We start from the raw sequence: 18,555 nt of genomic DNA on the forward strand, positions 1-18,555 counted from the left end.
TGACCAACCGTTCTGTTATGGCTATCCTGACCGCTTTACCGCGAAATCAGTGAAGGCCCCTTGACAACGAAATCCCCATACAAGGGTGTCCTTCTGCTGTTGAGAGCAGAGGCATCATGATTATGCCAAGTGGAGATGAGGAAATGAAAAAGCAGATCAAAGACTTGACCCGCCGTGCTCTGCATAACGCGGACGCGGCATATTACGTCTTATCCCGAACTCGGGATAAGACATACTCCCGCGGCGTGACATCGACGTGGAGGTCAGACCATTCCTCGGTCGGGATTTCCGCAAGGCGTCGTTCCATCAGCGCCTCGCCGGTCGAGACGATCTGTACGACCGCCGAATGACCTTCGACCCGGTCCTGTTCGATCGCGCCGATCAGGGTCGGCGTCATCATGGAGGTGATGAGATGGCTGAAGAAACGCTGCTTGGTGCTCTCGAAGGCCGAGCGCGCCCCTGCCTTGGCGTTGCGGTTCAGCGTGCCGGACTCACTGGTGATGTTGGTCGCCTCGAGCGCGGCGGTGAGGTTGTTGTGAATGACCTGGAACGCGTCGGCATAGGCGTTGTAGATGGGGATCTGTTCGTCGCTTAGCTCATGCTCGAGCAGGTCGTATTCGACCCCGTCATAAGAGAGCGAACGCGCCGCATAGAGGCCGAGCGATTTGAGATCGCGGGCGAGCACTTCCATCGCCGCGACACCGCCATCCTCGATCGCGGCGACGAATTCGGCGCGGTTGGCGAAGGGAAAATCCTCGCTGCCCCAGATGCCGAGACGCTGCGCATAGGCGAGGTTCTCGACCGCGGTCGCACCGGTCGCGGAGACGTAGACGACGCGGGCGTCGGGAAGGGCGTGCTGCAGCCGCAGTCCCGCCCTGCCTTGCTGCGACGGAGCGACGTCGCCACGCTCGCTTTTGCCGCCAGCGGCGTTGGCCATGGCGTGGGCCTCGTCGAAGACGATGACGCCATCGAACGATTGTTTCGCCCCCAACGGGTTTTCTTCAATCCCTGTCTGGCTTTCGGCCCTTCCCGCCGACTTTTCTCCGTTCCCTGTCGGGCCTTCGGCCCTCCCCGCCTCTTGGCCAACCCAGTCGAGGATTTGGGCGATCCGGGATTTCTTGCCTTCCCGTTCCTGCGAGCGCAGCGTCGCGTAAGTCGTGAACAGGATGCCTTCGGTAAGGCGGATCGGCGTGCCCTGCCGATAGCGCGACAGCGGCTGGACGAGGAGTTTTTCCTGGCCAAGTGCTGCCCAATCGCGCTGGGCATCTTCCAGTAACTTGTCCGACTTGGAAATCCAGATCGCGCGGCGTCGCCCCTGCAGCCAGTTGTCGAGGATGATGCCGGCGACTTGCCGTCCCTTGCCGCAGCCGGTTCCATCGCCCAAAAACCATCCACGGCGGAAGCGGACCGCGTTCGCAGCCCCTTCTGGCGCGGCCGAGACGACATCGCAGGTCTCGTCAACCGTCCAGGTGCCGGCGAGATGGCCGCAATGCGCCTCCCGGGCATAAATCACGCTTTCGAGCTGGGCGTCCGACAGCAGGCCCTCTTCGATGATCGCATCAGGAAGAAGCGGCCGATAGGAAGGTTTTGGTGGCGCGACGGCGGCCATGGCCGCCGACTGCACGAGCGGCGTCGGATGCGGCTTTGCGCGGGGAATGTCGATCGACTGGAGCCCGTAGGGTTCGTAGATCGTGTCGGTGAGCCGGCCGCCCTCTTCCGGCATCCAGTCGCGTAGCTCATAGGCGAGCGGGACCGCCGGCGTGCTGTTTGCCTTGACCTGGCGGCCGGGTTTCGCCCGCGCAATCGGGCGGACCGGTTGGATGGCCTTCGGAGCAGCCGTTGAGACACCGAGGGGCGCGGCTCTCGCTCCCGATCGGCCGCCCATGTGAATGGCGGCATTTGCCAGGACGCCGCTGGACAATGCACCGATCGAGTCCGGAAGGCCGCCCGGTGTCCGGGGCGGCAGATCCGTGATCCAGGAGAGCAGCGTTTCGACATCCATGGCCTTGCCCGGCGACCGGACGAAGCCGGTCGGGTCGGTAGCAGGAACTTTGTCGATGATGGTCAAGCGGGTCTCGGCCCTCGTCCCATGGCGGGCGTAGACACGGCCGTCGATTGCCGCGGTGAAGATGACGGTGCCCTGTTGCTGCAGGCGTTCGAAGGCCGGCCGCCATTTGGGGTTTTCGGGAGACAGCCCGGTGCCGGTGATGGCGACCAGGCGCCCGCCAGCGCGCAGGCGTGCGAATGCGGAGGAGAGATGCCGCCATGCCGCATCGGCTACATGGCTGTCGACATAGGCGCCGACGCTGAAGGGTGGATTTATCAGCACGACAGACGGCTCGATGGCCGCGTCGAGATGATCGTCGATATGGGCGGCGTCGTGCCGCGAGACGGGGACCCTTGGGAACAGCAGGCCGAGGAGATCGGCCCGCGTCGCGGCAAGCTCATTGAGGGCGATCGAGGCGCGCGCCATCTCGGCATGGACGGCGAGCAGACCGGTGCCGGCCGAGGGTTCGAGAACGAGGTCGCAAGACGCGATCGCCGCGGCGTGCGCAGTCACGAAGGCCAGCGGCAAGGGCGTTGAGAGCTGCTGCAGGGCCTGGCTCTCGTCGGACCGTCGCGTATGGGTGGGAAGAAGGTCGGCGATGCGCTTCATCATCGCCAGCGTTGCCTGCGGCGTGGTGGACCGCGACAGGATCGCAGGGCCGAACCGGCGCAGAAACAGCGCCTGGGCGACTTCGAGCGCCTCATAGGCGTCCTTCCAGACCCACAACCCTTGAGCATCGCTGCCGCCAAAACCTGTCGTCATGGCGGTGCGCAGTGCGGCGGCGGTGACAGGCTTGCCCTGTTCGAGGAAAGGCAAAAGCTGCATTCCCGCCTGATGGATCGCCTGGGCGGTGTCGATGGAGGCCGGCGTCAGCGCGGCGAGGGAACCGGCCGTACGTGCGACGGTCGAGGTGGTCGAAACAATATTCATGGAAATGTCCTTCGCGAGAGGGGAGTGGCGCCCGCGCCGACACTCTCTCCGCGTCAGCCGGGCCACACTCCTCCCGGCTCCCCTCTGCCTCTGGCGCCGATGCACCAAAGGGGTTGCGCTCTGTGCAAAGCCATGACTTGAATGCGCGCACAGGGATGCGGCGGCGACCTGGAGCTGTGGAGGTGATGCGACGGTTCAGAATTGGCAGTGCGGTCTACGAGGAGGCAGCGCCTGACCTGCAGGCGGCGCTGGCGAACGCCTATGCCCGCACCGAGCGTCCGCTATGCCTGTGCCGCGAGCCGGGCTGCCCGATGTACATCGCCCGCATCGGCGACCTTCACCTGATCAAGCGCATGCCGCTGAGCGGCGGCGGGCATGATCCAACCTGCGATTCCTACGATTCGCCTTTCGAACTCTCCGGGCTGGGCGCCTTGATGGGCAGCGCGATCCAGCTCGATCCGCGAAACGGCTTGGCGGCCCTCAAGTTGGACTTCAGCCTGTCGAAGACAGGGAGCCGGGCGGCATCGGTGCCTGCGGGGCAAAGTTCCGCCAGCGTAACCGCCGATCCGAGGAGGATGTCGCTGCGTGGCCTGCTTCATTATCTCTGGCACGAGGCCGAATTGACGGTCTGGACATCGAGGTGGGCCGGCAAGCGACATTGGTGGAATGTCCGCTGGCATCTGGTCGAGGCTGCCGGGCAAATGACAGTGAGGGGCGGACCGCTCGCCGATATCCTGTTCGTGCCTGAGCCGTTTCGGGCCGAGAACAAGGAAGCCATCGAGCAGCGTCGAAACGCGGTTCTGGGCACGGCGCTTCCGCCGAAATCCGGTCCACGAAAGTTGCTCGTACTGGTCGGCGAAGTAAAGGAGATCGTGCCCGCCCGCTCCGGTCAGAAACTCGTCATCAGGCATTTGCCCGGATTCCCCTTCATCATCGACGATGCACTGCATCGCCGTTTGCAGGCACGTTTTGAGAAAGAATTGTCCCTGTGGGCAGCGGATTCCAGCTCACACCTCATGACGATCGCGACCTTCGGACTGAACCCGGCCGGCCTCGCCATTGTCGAGGAGGTCGCGTTGATGGTGGTGTCCGAGAACTGGATTCCCTACGAGACGGTCCCGGAGAAAAGGCTCGTCGATGGGCTCGCCCGCCTTCGCGAGAAGAGCGTGAAGGGATTGCGCTTTGATCTGCAACCCGACCAGCCGATCGCCAATGCTTTGCTCCAGAACAGGCAAGAACCGATCGCGCTGTTTGTCGTTCCGTCTGGAGCGGACGAGAACTACGAAGCGTCGCTCGATGAAATGATCGCCGCGCGTCCGGAAATCGGCGCCTGGGTGTGGCGGGTCGGCGAGGGCGATATGCCGCCGCTACCGCTTTGAGCGTCGTTGGGCGAAGTTTCCAGCGATGCTCACGATGCCTTAGGCCAGGCCCAGCTTCTTCTTGAGCTCGGCATTTTCCTTGCGCAGACGGTCGGCAAGCAGGTTCTTAAGGCGCTTGTTTTCTTCTTCGAGTGCGACAAGATCGCGAAGATCGCCGCTGTTAGAGGAAGGTGCGGCAGCCCTCTTCCAATAATAGTAGGTCTGCTCGGATATGCCGGCCTGGCCGACCGCAATCTTGCTGGTCGCGCCGCCAGCGATCGATTTCTCGATCTGGGCAAGCTTCTGGGCGCGTTCATTCTCGGAATATGTCTTGCGGGCGGTCTTCGCTGCCACGGGAGCTTCCGCCGCCTGGGGCGCAGGTTTCGCTCCGTTCTTGCGAACCGGCTTGACGAGCTCTGCCTTCGCTTTCTTTGCTCGCGGAACTTTCTTCTTGGATTCAGGCACTTCCACTTTAGCTGGCGCTAATGTCGTCTGAACAGTCCGAGCGTCCTGTAAATCGGCCACCATATACTCCGCTTGTGGTTTATCCCCTTCTTCAGCATCAAGGGGTCTTATATTGAAGTCAAGGACCTGGGAATTTGGAAGCGGAGCTGCATAGCCCGGCTGTGTCATCTCCGTAGCAATTTTGGACAGGTCAAGACCACCCCAGATCGAATGGCTTGGCTTTTGCTTGCCGCGCTTCTGTTTGACTTCCACGATGAATGGCCGGATCTGGCGCTTCATAGTCTGTTCCTTGAGTGAGCATGACTTGCAAGCCAAGTCGCAGTTCGTGTTAGCGAGTACCCGACGTATCTTATCGCTCTCGTCGTGCTTTATCGGATATGCCCCGCAACGAGCAAGCGGTGTGTCATGGGGCTTGGGCAGCCGGCTCAATCGACGGGAGCAAACATGCCTAACGAGAGAGAGCTGCCTGATACACGCGATGCTCAGGCGTCTAGACGGCGGTGTGCGATGACTGTGCACAGTCCGGCTGGAGCGATTGCAATCCTTGTTTTCTTGGGAACTAATCTTCTCATGGCGGCGGATGAGCTGGACCCGCTTGTTTTCGGGATGGCGGTCGACAGCGTTCGTGCGCTTTCTGTTCCTTTCGCGGAAAAAGTCGAAGAAATCGCCCACAGAACACACGGCGTACTGCTTTTCAATTTGCGCATTGATGGCGACATGGAATTTCAGCGCGTCGCCGCCATCCGGTATCCAAGCAATCAGACAGGCGTTCTGGTACTGGATAAGCAAGGCTTATTGACTAGCCATTGCATGGTCAATGGCACTTTCTCCTCCTTCATCGTTCCATTGGAGGACTGGAACACGCTGCCGCTCGCAACGCAGGCCAGGACGAGTATCGCCGGCCCGGCCAGCCTGTTCATCGGCGCTTTACGCAATGCCGGATACCTCCCGCGTGGCAGGCACTGACCCCAAGTTTTGCTGAGGGCCGGATGCTTGTATCCTCGGGGCAGTTGGCCATACGGTCTGGCATGTCTCAACAGCTTGAGGATGGGCTGTACGCCGGTGCATCCATTGAGCCAAAGTAAGTCACCGTGATGGAGACGCTTCGCCGCCGAAGCGCGATTCTTATATGCCCATCGTCGTCTTTCTTCGTTAGCTCCGACGCACCCGCACTTTGGACAGGAACTCGTCGATCTCGAGATCCGACAGATCATCGAGCAGCTTGAAGGCAGCATCATGCCTTCCGGCGTTGACGAGAATCGTGCGTTTGCCGCGATGTTCGGCCCACCCGGTCTCGGGGTCTGCGTTGCGGGCGGTCCCCCTGAGTTCGACAGGGGTTATGTTCCAGATCGCCTCGAGCTTTTCCGAGCGGGTCATGCTGTCGCTCGCGCCGGTCTCGTGGGCCATGATGGCGGCGCGCATCTTGTCTGGCGACTGCCGATCCGTGAGATCGCAGAAGCCATGAAACCAGCGCTCGCGGCCCCGGATCCGGATCGCGAAGAATACGCTGGTGACGTTGCCGGCCTTATACTCAGACATGCCGAACATGCCGGTGCGCATGAAGAGCGGCGGCGGCAAATCGAGCATGAAGTGATATTCTGACGCGTTGATCTCGAACCACTCGGCTGAATAGGGAGTGCCGGAAAGCGGATCGATGCCGGGAGTGTCCTTGTGTCGGCTGAACAGTTGAAACATCTGCTCGCGGGTGGCAACGCCGTCGAGCACCTTCCTGAAGGGTGGATGTGCGGTCATGGTGTCTCCTGAAGCCAGGTCGGCCACGCGCGGCATCACCGCGCCATGGCAACTGCTTGGTGTGTTGTGGTTGGCGACGGGCCGAGCCCGCGGCCGGCGCGTGCATCGGCGATGATGGGGTTTGCAGGGGTTCAGGCGGCGCGTCGTTCGGAGGAACGCGAAGCGTTTCGACCAACCCCGGTGATGGCACGGACGGCGGCGGCGAGCGCCGGGATGTCGTCCAGCATGCCGAGCGCAACGAAGTGGTTGGCCCCGCCAGTATAGTCCTTGCGGCCCTTGCAGGTGCGGATCAGGATGCCGTGACCTGAGGACAAACCGAACTGGCCGACCTGGATGTAGGCGCGGTCATGGTGCAGGGTAATTTCACCGGAAACGGCTATGCCCGCCTTGTTCGAGCGCAGGTCAAAGCTTCCCTGCGGCAGGGCAAGTTCGGCGGCGAGTTTCTTCAGCCGTGAACGGGCTATCGTGTGGAAACGTCTCTTCTGCTGCTCGTCGTAGGAGCAGCTTCTGTTCCAGTCGAACATGTCGATCTCCATGAAACGAATTTGGAGAAATTCTTCGATCGGGTGAACCACGACATCCTGATGGGTCTGGTGGCCAAACGGGTGCAGGACCGATCTCTGCTCCGGCTCATCCGCCGTTATCTGACGGCAGGTGTACTCGTGGGCGGGATGGTCGATCCGATGGCGCCCGGGGTCGCGATGGCGATCCCGGGCTTGAGAGTGAGTTGGAACTGGATTGGGCCCGGCGGGAGTGCCGGGCCCGGTGCGAGCGTGAGGCCGGTTATTCGGCGGCCTGGAGGTGGTCGGGCTCGTCGCCGTCGATGGTCACCGGCTCATCGGAGGACGGATCCGCATCGTCGGTGAGGAAGGCCGGCAGCTCCGCGGCATCGCCGTCGATAGCCGCGTCCTCCGACATCTCGCTGGCGGCCGCGTCGCCTGCATCGCCAGACACTTCATCGACATCAACGCGCAGCGGCTCCGGCAGCCAGCTTGATCCTTCGAGAAGACGGGCGGCTTCACGGGCCATGATGTCCTTCTTCATGTGGTCGATCAGCTGCGCGGAGTCTGCGCCACGAGCTTCACGGACAGCCTGCAGGATCCGCGCCTTGGTGAGCCGCCCGAGGAACTCGACGGTAGGCGTCCAGCCGGCGTCGACCATGTCGAACTGCAGCGAGCGGCCAAGCACGTCTGCATGCTCGAGCGCCTTCGCTCGCCTGTTCCAGGGTTCGACCACCGCATTGAGGGTCAGCGAGACGCAGTGCGCGAACAGCGCCTTGCGGCTTGCTTCATCGAGGCCGAGAAGGAAGTCCCAAAGGCCATCCGCCTCATCGGGCAAATCGCGGTCCCAGGCTTCGTGCCGCTCGGCGATCTCCTTGGCCCAGGATGTCTCGGCAAGACCGTCGACCTGGCCGAAGCTGCCGCTCTTCAGGCTGATCTCCAGGCACGTGTTCGGCGCGAAGCGATAGAAGACCTGCAGGACGAAGGCATGGAGTGCGGCGACGAAGGCGATGTCGACGTCACCAGCGAGCGCGTTGCGTAGCGCCAGCGTCCGCTGCGCGGTCAGGTCGAAGACGAGCCGATCGGGCAGTGGCTTGATGCCATCGTCCTCGCCGTCGTCGTCGCCCGAACCGTCGTGCACCGGTTTGCCGTTGACGACAACACCATCGCCATCGTCGTCGCCATTGGATCGGGTTTCGCCGTCGGAGCCCCCTTCCTCGCCCTCATCGACATCGCCGGTTTCGGTCCGCGGCTCGTCCTCGGACCGCACGAAACCGGCGTCGACCTGGAGCTTGCCGTCCGCGGCAAGCGTAACGAACACACCGGCAATGGCCTTCTGGGCGGGATCGTAGCTTTGAGGACGATCATCGATCGCATCGAGCTCGGAACCCAACTGGTCGAGCTTCGCCTCGATTGCTTCATCCGCATCCTCGGCCTTGGCATAGTCCGCATCCAGCTTGTCGTATTCGGCCTTCAGCGCGTCGTAGCGTTCGATCTCCTCAGCGCTGAGCTCCTGCGCCTCGGCGTAGATGCGCCGCATGCCGGAGGTGTGGCCATAGGGAAAGCTGATCGCCGCCTCGACCCATTTCCAGCCTTCGGCGCGGATCGCCTCGGCATCCACCTTCAGCCTGTCGAAGACAAGCTGCTCGAGGAGCGCCGCATCTTGGAACCAACCGCCAGAATCCTGCTCGAACAGGTCGCGAAGGATGACGCCGCCAGCTGCTTCATAGGCTTCGGCGCCGACATAGACGGCGCGGCGATCATCGGCCCGCACCGTCGTCTCCGTCAGCAGGCGCCTGATGTAGTAGGGTTCCTGCGTGTGCGAGCTGGCAATCCGCTCCCAGACCTGCTCCTGACGCGCATGATCATCCGAGATCGAGAACGCCATGATCTGTTCGAGCCGGATTTCATCCTTCTCATAGAGATTGAGAAGCTTCTGTGACACCGAGGCCAGCCGCAGGCGCTGTCTCACTGTCGCCGGCGATACGAAGAAGCGGGCGCCGATCTCGTCGGGATCGAGGCCCTGATCGCTGAGCGTCTTGAAGGCCCGAAACTGGTCGAGCGGGTGCAAGTCGGCGCGCCGCAGGTTTTCGGCAAGCGAATCCTCCTCGGCCGAGGTTTCCTGCCCACGATTGACGATGCAGGGGATTGGCTCATTCTTGGCCAGGCGCTTTTGCTTGATGAGGATGCCGAGCGCGAGATAACGCCGGCCGCCGGCGGGCACCTCGTACGTGCCGGTCTCCTCGCCCTCGCCGTCGAGCACGGGACGGACGTTCAGGCTCTGGATCAGCTTTCGCCGTCCGATGTCTTCGGCCAGCTGCTCAATCGACACGCCGTCCTTGATGCGCCGGACGTTTTTCTGCGACAGCATCAGCTTGTCATAGGGAATATTCTCCGCGGCGTTCATCGCGATCTTCTGAATGGCGTTCTTTGCCATGGCCAGGTTCTCCGTGACGGGCGGCCCGGGGCCTCTCCCCGAACCTCCAAGCCCGTCAGCAACCCTCCCCTCCCCCCTCTGCCTCCAGGCCTCACGCCGACCTGGCCCCGCTCGCGGATCTCGATGCGACCGGAGCCGCCCCAAGGGTCCATGTTGGCGTCGCCGGCTTCTCCCACGAAAAAGGCGCGGTCCTCTTGCTTCGGAGGACCGCGCTGGGATTAATGGAGACGGCCCGGAGGCGAGGCCGGCGGCGAGAATTCGCTGCCGGCCTGTGCCGGATCAGGCGGCGAAATCGAGAAGCTTCTTAGCCCTACCCTCCATCTCCAGACGAACATCCTGATGCGATTTGTCGCGTGCGACCCGCGTGATGCCCTGCACGAAATCGAAAATCGATTCTGGCGGCCGGCCTTCCTCAAGCAGCACCGTATCGATAATCTTGGTGGTCTCGGACTTGGAGAAGCCCCGCTTGCGCAGGAAGCCCTGGCGATCTTCGTCGTCTCTGGCAACGATCCGTTGCCGCGCCGTCTTGATGCCGTTGACGAACGGCATGGGCGAGGAATCGGCAAACTGGATCAGCGCCGGCTCGGCTTCCAGGGCGAAACGGGAGGCCGCGTATTTTGAATGGCGGATGGTGATTTCCTCGAAATCTTCGACGCCCCACAGATTTCGATTCTGACACACTGCGCGCAGATAGAAGCTGGCGATCCCGAGGGTGCGGGCGCCGACTTCGGAATTCCAGCAGTAGAAGCCGCGGAAATAGAGATCCGGTTCCCCATTTGGCAGCCGCCCGGCCTCGATCGGGTTCAGATCGTCGACGAGGAACACAAAGACATCGCGATCTGACGCGTAGAGCGTCGTGGTGTCGCGGGAGATGTCGACGTGCGGATTGTAGATACCTGTCGACCAGTCGAGGACTCCCGGCACCTTCCAGCGCGTGTCGCCGGTACCGTTGCCGGCAATCTTTTGCACGGCGTCCACCAGCTCTGAGTCAAATATTCTGCCATAGTCCGGACCGGTTACGGCTCGCAGCTCAAGGCGTCCGTTCTCGATTTCCAGCGTCTTCACCTGCTCGGCGCGGTGGTTGAGGAGACCGTGCTGGAGATTAATCGCGGCGAGCGGGGCTGGAAGCTGCCGCAGATAGGTGGCCGGTGCGCCGACCAGGCTGGCGAGTTGGCCAAAACTCCAATGCGTGGGGGCAACAGGGGCAGGCGCATCGGGCAGCATTAGCCTTAGGCGCTCCGGATCGTCGCGGCTGGCCTCGACGCGGATCAGCTCACTTTCGACGATGCGGGTCTTGCTGCGCTCCGACCGGCTCTTCACGGCATTTCCAAGGTCGTTGAGCGACAGGTATCGCTCGTCCGCCGGCCGGTTGAACCATTCTGACGACACGCGGCCAATACGCTGGCCGCGGCTGACGTCGACCTTGTAACCGGCACGCTCGTTGCGCTTGGGCGCAAGAATTTCCATCTGGGTCATGGGTGTTGCTCCTTGGCGGGCGCCGGGAGCCTCTCTCCCGGACCTTTACCCGCCACCGCAACACGCCCGCCCCCTTCCTCTACCGGCACCCGCGCACCACTCAGCGTCGCCATTGCGGCAGCGGCCGCCTCAAGGCTGGCACCCAGGCTGGGGTTTCAGGAAAGCCCGACCCTGGGACCTAGCGCCGCTCCATACGGGCGCGACAGAATTCCGCTGTGCTTTTTTGCGCAATAAGACGGGGGCCCATGCTGATTCAGATAGCGGTCTGCTGAAATTGGACAGGCAACTTGTCTTGAGATTGGGCAATTGTCATTTCTGTTCTGGCCCTAGCCAGAAATCTATAAATTGACCTTACGTCATGAAAGCCAATGTCATGAGATCGAGCAGAAAGTCGTCGATCGCATGTGTGAGCGCATCAGACCTTTGTTCGAATTGAAGTAGCAAGGCGCGCGCCTCTTCGATCGCGGCCCGGCAATCTTCTGCGTCAATCAGCGAATCGATCCTGTCAAAGATCTGCAAGCGTCCTCACTCTCCCCAAAGCCACACTCAGCGCATCGAACGCCGCTGGTGAGTGAGTTTTCAACGAAAGAACATGGTCGCGTCTCGGGAAAAGGCATCGCTCAGCAAAGTGCCCGTTGACGAAGCATGGTGCGTCAAACGACAAGCAAGAATCCGGGTTCCACCCAGGTGATGTCTTCGAAGGTGAGGTGAGCCGGCTCGGGCATGCGTCTCGGTCGCAAAACACTGGTCAGAAGGAACTGTGGCCGCATTCGTCGGAAGCAAAAACAGTTTCTCTCAATGTTGCCAGCCGCCACGGTTCAGTCGAGATTACATGCGAGACGGCCAATAACGGAAAGCAAAGGCTCGCAAAAAATGAGTAGGGTGGCTGGGTCAGTTGAAGATTTGGCTGCGCCGACAACGTTTGCGCCCCTCATGCAGCCGACCTTTCGTTCGATCTGGCTCGCCACCCAGGTCTCTTCTCTCGGCTGGTTGATGCAGACTGTTGCCATCAGCTGGCTGATGGCAACGATCTCGACTTCCGATCTGATGGTTGCGTTGGTGCAGGCTTCATCGAACCTCCCCGCTTTCATTTTATCCGTGTTCGCCGGAGTTCTCGCCGACAATTTCAGCCGGCGCCGGGTCATGTTCGCCGGTCGCTGCCTTATGGTGATTGCCTCCGCGATGCTGACCGCGTCCGTGGCGCTGGGCTTTGTCAATCCGTGGATGATCCTCGGCTTCAGCTTTTTGATCGCATCTGGTGGCGCTCTCAACGATCCAGCCTGGCAAGCGTCTGTCGGCGATATCGTGGACCGACGCGATGTTCCCGCGGCCGTCACCTTGCTCTCCGTCGGTTTCAACACTGTAAGGACTGTGGGCCCGGCACTCGGCGGCATCGTGGTTGCCTCGTTTGGGCTTATGACGGCTTTCGCCGTGACCACGCTCACCTACCTGGTCCCTCTGGCCACCATATGGCGCTGCAAGTGGAAGGTTCGTTCTTCGCCTCTGCCGCGTGAGCCGATGAGGACGGCGATCTATGATGGGCTGCGCTTCACGGCGATGTCATCGGAAATCAAGGCGGCGATCGCTCGCGGAACCCTCTTTGGCCTGGCGAGCATCGCCATACTCGCGCTGCTGCCGCTGGTTGTCCGCGATCAGTTGGGAGGAGGACCGCTCGCCTATGGCTCGCTCATGGCCGGCTTCGGGACCGGCGCCGTCTTCGCTGGCATCTCCAACAGCACATTCAGACGGAGCTTGTCGCAGGAGCGGCTGATGAGGCTCTCCTGCGTCGCCTGCGCGGCGTGCTCGCTTTCCCTGGCACTGACCTCTTCGATTGCGGTGGCGGCAATTGCACTTGCTTTGGGCGGCGCGGGTTGGGTCACCGCCTGGTCCGGGGTTGGCGTGAGCGTGCAGCTGGCGAGCCCGCGCTGGGTCGTGGGGCGCACGATCTCGATCTACTATGCTTTGATAGATGGTGGCATCGCGCTCGGCAGCTGGGTGTGGGGCACGGTTTCCCAGAACCATTCGCTGACCTGGGCGCTAGAGGGCTCCGCTGGAGCCCTGTTGCTCGTCGCCGCAGCCGGCGTTCTGTTTCCTCTTCGCGAGCGCCGCGAGTCCGAGCCCGATCCTTTGGAGGAATTCGACGCCCCAGCTGTCGCTCTCAGTTTGAAGCCGAGAAGCGGCCCGATCGTGGTCAAGATCGAATATCTGATAGCCGAGAGAAATGTCGAGGCCTTCCTCGACCTCATGCGGCAGCGGCGTCATGTACACAGCCGCGTCGGTGCTCGGAACTGGACGCTCCAGCGCAACCTTCAGAAGCCTATGCAGTGGACAGAAACGTTCCGCACGCCGACCTGGACCGACTACCTTCGCCTCAATCATCGTCTCACGGAAGTAGACAAGGAACTGGACGAGCGTGTCTTCCAGTTACACGCGGGAGAGGAAGCGCCTCAAATTACGCTTTCGATTGAGCGGCCGACAAGTTCGGCCCGGAAACCCGAGCACTCAGTTTTTCGCCATCCCCGTCATTGAAGCCCGCCCGGCACATATCTGGGGCATCAGCGATCGCTTACCTATCGCGCTCAAATGGTGCGGGGCGGAGGCGGACGATCCACCTAGATTCGATGGTCAGTGGCGGAGAAGAACAATGGGCTGCGAGTGCGATCGATCGGCCCCGCCTTGAAGAGCATCGACTGCCAAGCCGCCGCGAGTTGTCTATAAAACATGACTGCAGAGGACATATCGACTGCTCCAGGATTGAAGCTGCCGTGTCGAACTGTCCATGACAAACTAAGGAAAAGTGCTTGTTTCTGCTTGCGGAGCCTGCGACTGCAACAGCACGCGACTATCGCCGCGTGCCGGCCCTGAGTTTGAAGTCTTCCTCAGGCCGCTTCGCAGATCCGGGCCAATGCGACCTTGAGGCTGGCATTTTGTCCCTCCAGTTCGCCGAGACGCTCACTTCGGCGGCGACCACATCCGGTTTCGCGTTGGCAACGAACTTTTCGTTCGAAAGCTTGCCGCAAATACGAGCGGTCTCCTGCTCGGTGTTTGCAATCGCCTTCTCGAGACGCGCCTTTTCAGCAGACACGTCGATCAGGCTCCCGAGAGCAGGCAGATGGTCGCCTCGTCGAGCACACCCTTGGGTGCCGCATCGGCGAGCGAGATGTCGCCGACGCGCGCCAGCCGCTTCATCGCCGAGTCCTGGCGAACCAGCCTTTCGCGTGTCAAATCGTTGGCGCCGACCACGACAAGCGGCGCTATCGCCGCCGGCGGCACGTTCATCTCCGAGCGCACGGAACGGATGCCGGAGACGAGGTCGACCAGCCAGTTGATCCTCGGCGGCCGCTTCGGCGTGTTCGAATCCGGCGGGGGCCAGGCGGCATGCATGCCCAACCCGACCATCGCCGCCAAAGTGCCAGTCCTGCAATTCAAGGACTTAGCTTCTGACTACACGGCTTCTCAGCAATGCCAGGAATGTCGTCTATCCGGACAGGTTTCCCGATCAAATAGCCTTGAGCTTCATCGCATCTGACGCGGCGCAGAAAGTCGAGCTGTTCGGGAGTTTCTACGCCTTCGGCTGTTACCTCGATTCGAAGCTTGTGCGCCAACTCAACCAGTGATCTTACAATCGCGCCGCAGTCGGCATCAGTCAGCATATCTTGGACAAAAGATCGGTCGATCTTGAGCCGCGAAAGAGGCAGTTTACGAAGGTAAGTGAGTGACGAATAGCCGGTGCCAAAATCGTCAAGAGCAACTGTGACGGATAGCGAAACTAACGATTGTAATAATGAAATCGTTTCTTGAAAATTCGAAATCAGCACAGTTTCTGTGATCTCGACCTCCAGTCTTCGGGGCTCCAACCCGGCTTCAGCCAAGGCCACTTCAATTCCATCCAGCAAGGCCTTGTTCTTAAGCTGCACTACCGACAAATTGACGGAGACCCGCAAGTCGCGCGGCCAGCGCGCAGCCGCCAAACAAGCCGTTTTGATGACCCAGTATCCGATGGAGTGAATCAAACCCGTTTCTTCAGCGATGGTTATGAACTCCGACGGAGGGATCGCGCCAAGGGTCGGATGCTGCCACCGCAGCAGGGCTTCAAAACCTCGAATGCGATCGCTCGCGAGATCGAGAAAGGGTTGAAATGCGAGCGAAAGCTGGTCCTTGGCCAGCGCAGAAGCCAGATCGCGTTCAAGGGCATGGCGCCTTGCAGCAGCTTCATCGTCGCCTGGGCTGAAGAACTGGATGGACCCCGCCAGCGTCTTAGCCCTGTATAGCGCGGTGTCGACGCACCGCAGGAGTTGGTTGGTATCCAAACCGTCCGTGGGCGCCCGAGCGATACCGAGAGAGGCCTTGCAATATATTTCGCGTCCTTCGATCAAGAAAGGGGCGCGCATGCCATCTATAATCTGTTTGGCTAAGGACCTGATTTGATCTGGCCTGATATCGCGCGTAGCGATTATTGCAAATTCATCCCCCTCCAATCTCGCGATGCTATCGCTCTCCCGCGTCGATTTCCGAAGTCTCGCAGCCACTTCGACCAAAAGGGCATCCGCTATTGCTCGGCCAAAGCGGTCATTCACCTCGTCGAAATTGTTAAGATCGAACAAAAGTAACGCAAAGTGCTGGTCAAACTGCTTTGCGTCCACCAACGCGTTCTCCAACCGCTCATTGAAGCTGAACCGGTTCGGCAAACTCGTTAGAACATCCCTGCGAATGGCATTTTCGCTTTCCGCTTGCAGAATGAAGCGTTGGGTGAATTCGACTGCGTGGGCAAGCACTGCACGAAACAGCGTGATGGCGTAACTCACTATCAGGATTGCGACGGGCAGATTGACCGCGTCTCCCGCCCCCACAATCGCAACCGCCGAACCGAGGAAGATCGGTAGCGTATACGCGACGGTCGCAATAGGAATCGTGGAAAAAGAAGCGGCACCGCCGGCGATCATCCCCGCGCTCAGGCAGGTAATGACGACCTGGGCTGCGCTTGTTGCCCCGCTGAAGAACAGAACGGGAAGTGCTCCCCACCAGGTGCCGAACAAGAACGCGTTCCGCACCAGGTTTTGCGTTGTCCGGCGAGACACTGACCTTGGTTTGACTGACTGAAACGATGATCTCGCTCTTAGGCCTACGAACCCAGCGGCGACGATGATGACACTCGCCCAGAGGACGGCTTTCGTTTGGTCGGGCGAGCCCCAAACCGCCATAACAAAAGTGGCCGCATTGAGTATGTTCGCAACCATGCCAAGAGGCGTGTTGCGAAGCACGATACTGACCTGCTCCGCTCGTATTCGGCCGGCAAGCGGTTCAATTGTCGAGGGTCCGCCAAAAGCCCGCAGATCTCCCGCCAGAAGGTCACCGAACCTTGCGGTAGACAGACGCTGCATCACTCTGTCACTCCCCCGCCCTAGAGTAGTCGCTGCGTGTTGGTCCCCTAGCACCGAACAATTCGGAAAAGGTAAATTTTGACCGCAAAATTGGGAAACCAAGGGGTCCCAAATTCGAAGATAACGAAAAACGCAACGCTCCCTTGCGAAATCGCCCCCCTCTACGACTGGTGCAAGGTGAGGCTACCCGAAACCTCCGCTGTGCGGGTGAGCGAGACACCGAAAACCTGGGCGGAATACCGGCCATGACCTGCACGCTGGATCCCGGAATCCAAGTGAGCGAGATCTTCGGCCCGACCATCCATGGTGAAGGCATGCTTGTCGGCTTGCCGACGGTGTTCGTTCGAACGGGCGGATGCGATTATCGCTGTTCCTGGTGCGACAGCCTGCATGCCGTGGACAATCGCTTCCGCCATGAATGGAAGACCATGTCCACAGACGCGATCCGGCAAGAGGTCAATGCGCTTCGGGTGGCCGACCAATAATGGTGTCGCTATCAGGCGGCAATCGGGCCATCCAGCCGCTCGGCGCGTTGATCGAACCACGGACATCGGAACGGCTACCGCTTTGCGTCGGAAACCCAAGGTTCAGTGGCCAGGGACTGGTTTGCCGAGCTTGATGCCCTGATTCTAAGCCCAAAGCCGCCATCGAGCGAAATGACGACCGATTGGGCTGCGTTCGAGGCGTGCGTCGAGGCGGCGAGGGATAAGCCGCAAATCGTGCTCAAGCTCGTGGTGTTCGACGAAAAGAGACTACGCCTATGCCAAGGATGCCGCCGCGCGTTATCCGCAACTGCCTGTGTATCTGCAGCCCGGCAACACACCGCCGCGCCGTTATGACGAAGAAGCGCTCATTGACATGGACGGCATAATGAAACGCATGGAATGGTTGGTGGAAACGGTGACTCCGTGACAGATGGTTTGAGGCGCGCGTCCTGCCGCAGCTTCATGTTCTGCTCTGGGGCAACAAAAGGGGCGTCTAGCCCGCGCAGTGCTGGTAGCTGGAATGCGCCTGGCCGAGGCGGCCTCTCCCGGTTGCGGAGCACTTCGTTCGGGCCACCTGCTATAGTAATTTTCGAGAATTTCGTGAAAATCTCCGAAGTAATTTGCCGGCTTAAGATCATTGAACTAGCAGTTCCGTCGACGTCAATGTCACATCAAGTTTGACGAGGAAAATGCGGCTTTTGCCACACCTGCCCCGCGGTAACTTCTCCGCGACCCATGGCTTGCCCTTCCGCCCGATTTGATTGGCCGCCAGCCGTCGGCACGGCCCAAATGCGCTTGACAAATCGACGCCGGCCCGTTCAACCTGAGGCATTCACCAGGGGAGTCCCGGCAAGGGGCTGAGATACTGCTGGCTTTCGCGGCGCAGTGACCCGTTGAACCTGATCCAGTTCATACTGGCGTAGGGACGGTGCAAGCGCTTTGCGGGAGTTCACGCCCGAGGTCCTGTTTCGAGCAGGTCTACAGAAGCGTCTTTTCATCCTTCCGGCACAGAACTGGGTCTCCAATGCATAAGCAAAGGAGCCTCAAGATGAATGGCCTCACCCCCGCCGTCTCGACGGGACCGCTGCCTGCCTCACGCAAGATCCACAAGCCTGGCAGCATTCACCCGCAGATCAGGGTGCCGATGCGCGAAATCTCCGTCCATCCGACGGCAGGCGAGCCGCCGGTGACCGCTTACGATCCGTCCGGCCCCTATACCGACCCGACTGTCGAAACCGGCATCGAAAAAGGCCTAGCCCGACTTCGCCACGAATGGATTTTGGCGCGCGGTGATGTCGAGGCCTGTGACGGGCGCCATGTCCGGCCGGAGGACAACGGGTTCGCTACGGGCGAACGCCTGACGCCGGAATTTCCCATTCGCAACCGGCCACTCAGGGCCAGGGCCGGCAAGGCGGTGACACAGCTTGCCTATGCGCGCGCCGGCATCATCACGCCCGAAATGGAGTTCGCCGCCATCCGCGAGAACCTTGGTCGTGAGATCCTGCATGGCAAGCTTGAGCGTGACGGCGAGGCTTTCGGCGCGACGCTGCCCGATTTCGTGACGCCGGAATTCGTCCGAGAGGAGGTGGCGCGCGGACGCGCAATCATTCCCGCCAACATCAACCATCCCGAGAGCGAGCCGATGATCATCGGTCGCAATTTCCTGGTCAAGATCAACGCCAATATCGGTAACTCCGCCGTCACCTCGTCCATGGCCGAAGAGG

Annotated in this window: 11 protein-coding genes, 4 pseudogenes and 1 riboswitch; of the genes and pseudogenes, 6 read left to right on the forward strand and 9 right to left on the reverse strand. The window is 61.0% G+C overall.

The features are described from left to right. Positions 1 to 229: 229 nt before the first annotated feature. Positions 230 to 2,977 (reverse strand): annotated as a pseudogene (locus tag NKJ12_RS30990) (strawberry notch-like NTP hydrolase domain-containing protein); the annotation flags it as partial. Between the two features lie 185 nt (positions 2,978 to 3,162). Between NKJ12_RS30990 and NKJ12_RS30995 the strand changes: the two are divergent. Then, positions 3,163 to 4,356: a DUF1173 domain-containing protein gene (locus NKJ12_RS30995; RefSeq protein ID WP_352707426.1), complete on the forward strand. Its 1,194-nt coding sequence runs from the start codon at positions 3,163 to 3,165 to the stop codon at positions 4,354 to 4,356. Between the two features lie 39 nt (positions 4,357 to 4,395). On the opposite strand, the gene NKJ12_RS31000 is transcribed toward NKJ12_RS30995, so the two are convergent. Next, complete coding sequence (locus NKJ12_RS31000; RefSeq protein WP_352707428.1) at positions 4,396 to 5,079, reverse strand: transposase; 684 nt, start codon at positions 5,077 to 5,079, stop codon at positions 4,396 to 4,398. Positions 5,080 to 5,307: 228 nt separating this feature from the next. On the opposite strand from NKJ12_RS31000, the gene NKJ12_RS31005 reads away from it, so the two are divergent. Continuing rightward, a complete protein-coding gene (locus NKJ12_RS31005; RefSeq protein ID WP_352707430.1) occupies positions 5,308 to 5,766 on the forward strand; it encodes a hypothetical protein in 459 nt (152 codons plus the stop codon). A 186-nt stretch (positions 5,767 to 5,952) separates the two neighbouring features. Here NKJ12_RS31005 and NKJ12_RS31010 read toward each other — a convergent pair whose 3' ends face one another. The 5 genes from NKJ12_RS31010 to NKJ12_RS31030 all read right to left on the reverse strand — a co-directional run bounded on the left by NKJ12_RS31010 (position 5,953) and on the right by NKJ12_RS31030 (position 11,484). Beyond that, entirely contained in the window at positions 5,953 to 6,588 is a 636-nt protein-coding gene (locus NKJ12_RS31010) for a DUF1419 domain-containing protein (protein ID WP_352707432.1), read from the reverse strand. Between the two features lie 95 nt (positions 6,589 to 6,683). After that, entirely contained in the window at positions 6,684 to 7,076 is a 393-nt protein-coding gene (locus NKJ12_RS31015; protein WP_352707434.1) for a hypothetical protein, read from the reverse strand. Positions 7,077 to 7,335: 259 nt separating this feature from the next. Further along, complete coding sequence (locus NKJ12_RS31020; protein ID WP_352707436.1) at positions 7,336 to 9,489, reverse strand: ParB/RepB/Spo0J family partition protein; 2,154 nt, start codon at positions 9,487 to 9,489, stop codon at positions 7,336 to 7,338. Positions 9,490 to 9,768: 279 nt separating this feature from the next. After that, a complete protein-coding gene (locus NKJ12_RS31025) occupies positions 9,769 to 10,965 on the reverse strand; it encodes a DUF932 domain-containing protein (protein ID WP_352707437.1) in 1,197 nt (398 codons plus the stop codon). Between the two features lie 351 nt (positions 10,966 to 11,316). Then, positions 11,317 to 11,484, reverse strand: a complete 168-nt coding sequence (locus tag NKJ12_RS31030; protein ID WP_352707439.1) for a hypothetical protein — start codon at positions 11,482 to 11,484, stop codon at positions 11,317 to 11,319. A 354-nt stretch (positions 11,485 to 11,838) separates the two neighbouring features. Here NKJ12_RS31030 and NKJ12_RS31035 point away from each other — a divergent pair, with 354 nt between their 5' ends. Further along, positions 11,839 to 13,494 carry an MFS transporter gene (locus NKJ12_RS31035; protein ID WP_352707442.1) on the forward strand — a complete coding sequence of 552 codons (1,656 nt, stop codon included), beginning with the start codon at positions 11,839 to 11,841 and terminating at the stop codon, positions 13,492 to 13,494. A 350-nt stretch (positions 13,495 to 13,844) separates the two neighbouring features. Here the strand turns inward: NKJ12_RS31035 and NKJ12_RS31040 are convergent. Continuing rightward, positions 13,845 to 14,346: pseudogene (locus NKJ12_RS31040) on the reverse strand (valine--tRNA ligase); the annotation flags it as partial. A gap of 44 nt (positions 14,347 to 14,390) precedes the next feature. Next, entirely contained in the window at positions 14,391 to 16,346 is a 1,956-nt protein-coding gene (locus NKJ12_RS31045; RefSeq protein ID WP_352707446.1) for a putative bifunctional diguanylate cyclase/phosphodiesterase, read from the reverse strand. Between the two features lie 162 nt (positions 16,347 to 16,508). On the opposite strand from NKJ12_RS31045, the pseudogene NKJ12_RS31050 reads away from it, so the two are divergent. The 3 genes and pseudogenes from NKJ12_RS31050 to NKJ12_RS31060 all read left to right on the forward strand — a co-directional run. Beyond that, a pseudogene (locus NKJ12_RS31050) lies at positions 16,509 to 16,595 on the forward strand (6-carboxytetrahydropterin synthase QueD); the annotation flags it as partial. Beyond that, a pseudogene (gene queE, locus NKJ12_RS31055) lies at positions 16,592 to 17,328 on the forward strand (7-carboxy-7-deazaguanine synthase QueE). The pseudogenes NKJ12_RS31050 and queE, both read left to right, overlap by 4 nt. 330 nt (positions 17,329 to 17,658) lie before the next feature. Then, a riboswitch (TPP riboswitch) is annotated at positions 17,659 to 17,775 on the forward strand. Positions 17,776 to 17,879: 104 nt separating this feature from the next. Further along, positions 17,880 to 18,555 (forward strand): phosphomethylpyrimidine synthase ThiC (locus tag NKJ12_RS31060; protein ID WP_352707444.1); only part of this gene is annotated, 676 nt, incomplete at its 3' end.

It is taken from the genome of Mesorhizobium sp. M0195 (assembly GCF_040322115.1).
Classification (GTDB): Bacteria; Pseudomonadota; Alphaproteobacteria; order Rhizobiales; family Rhizobiaceae; genus Mesorhizobium.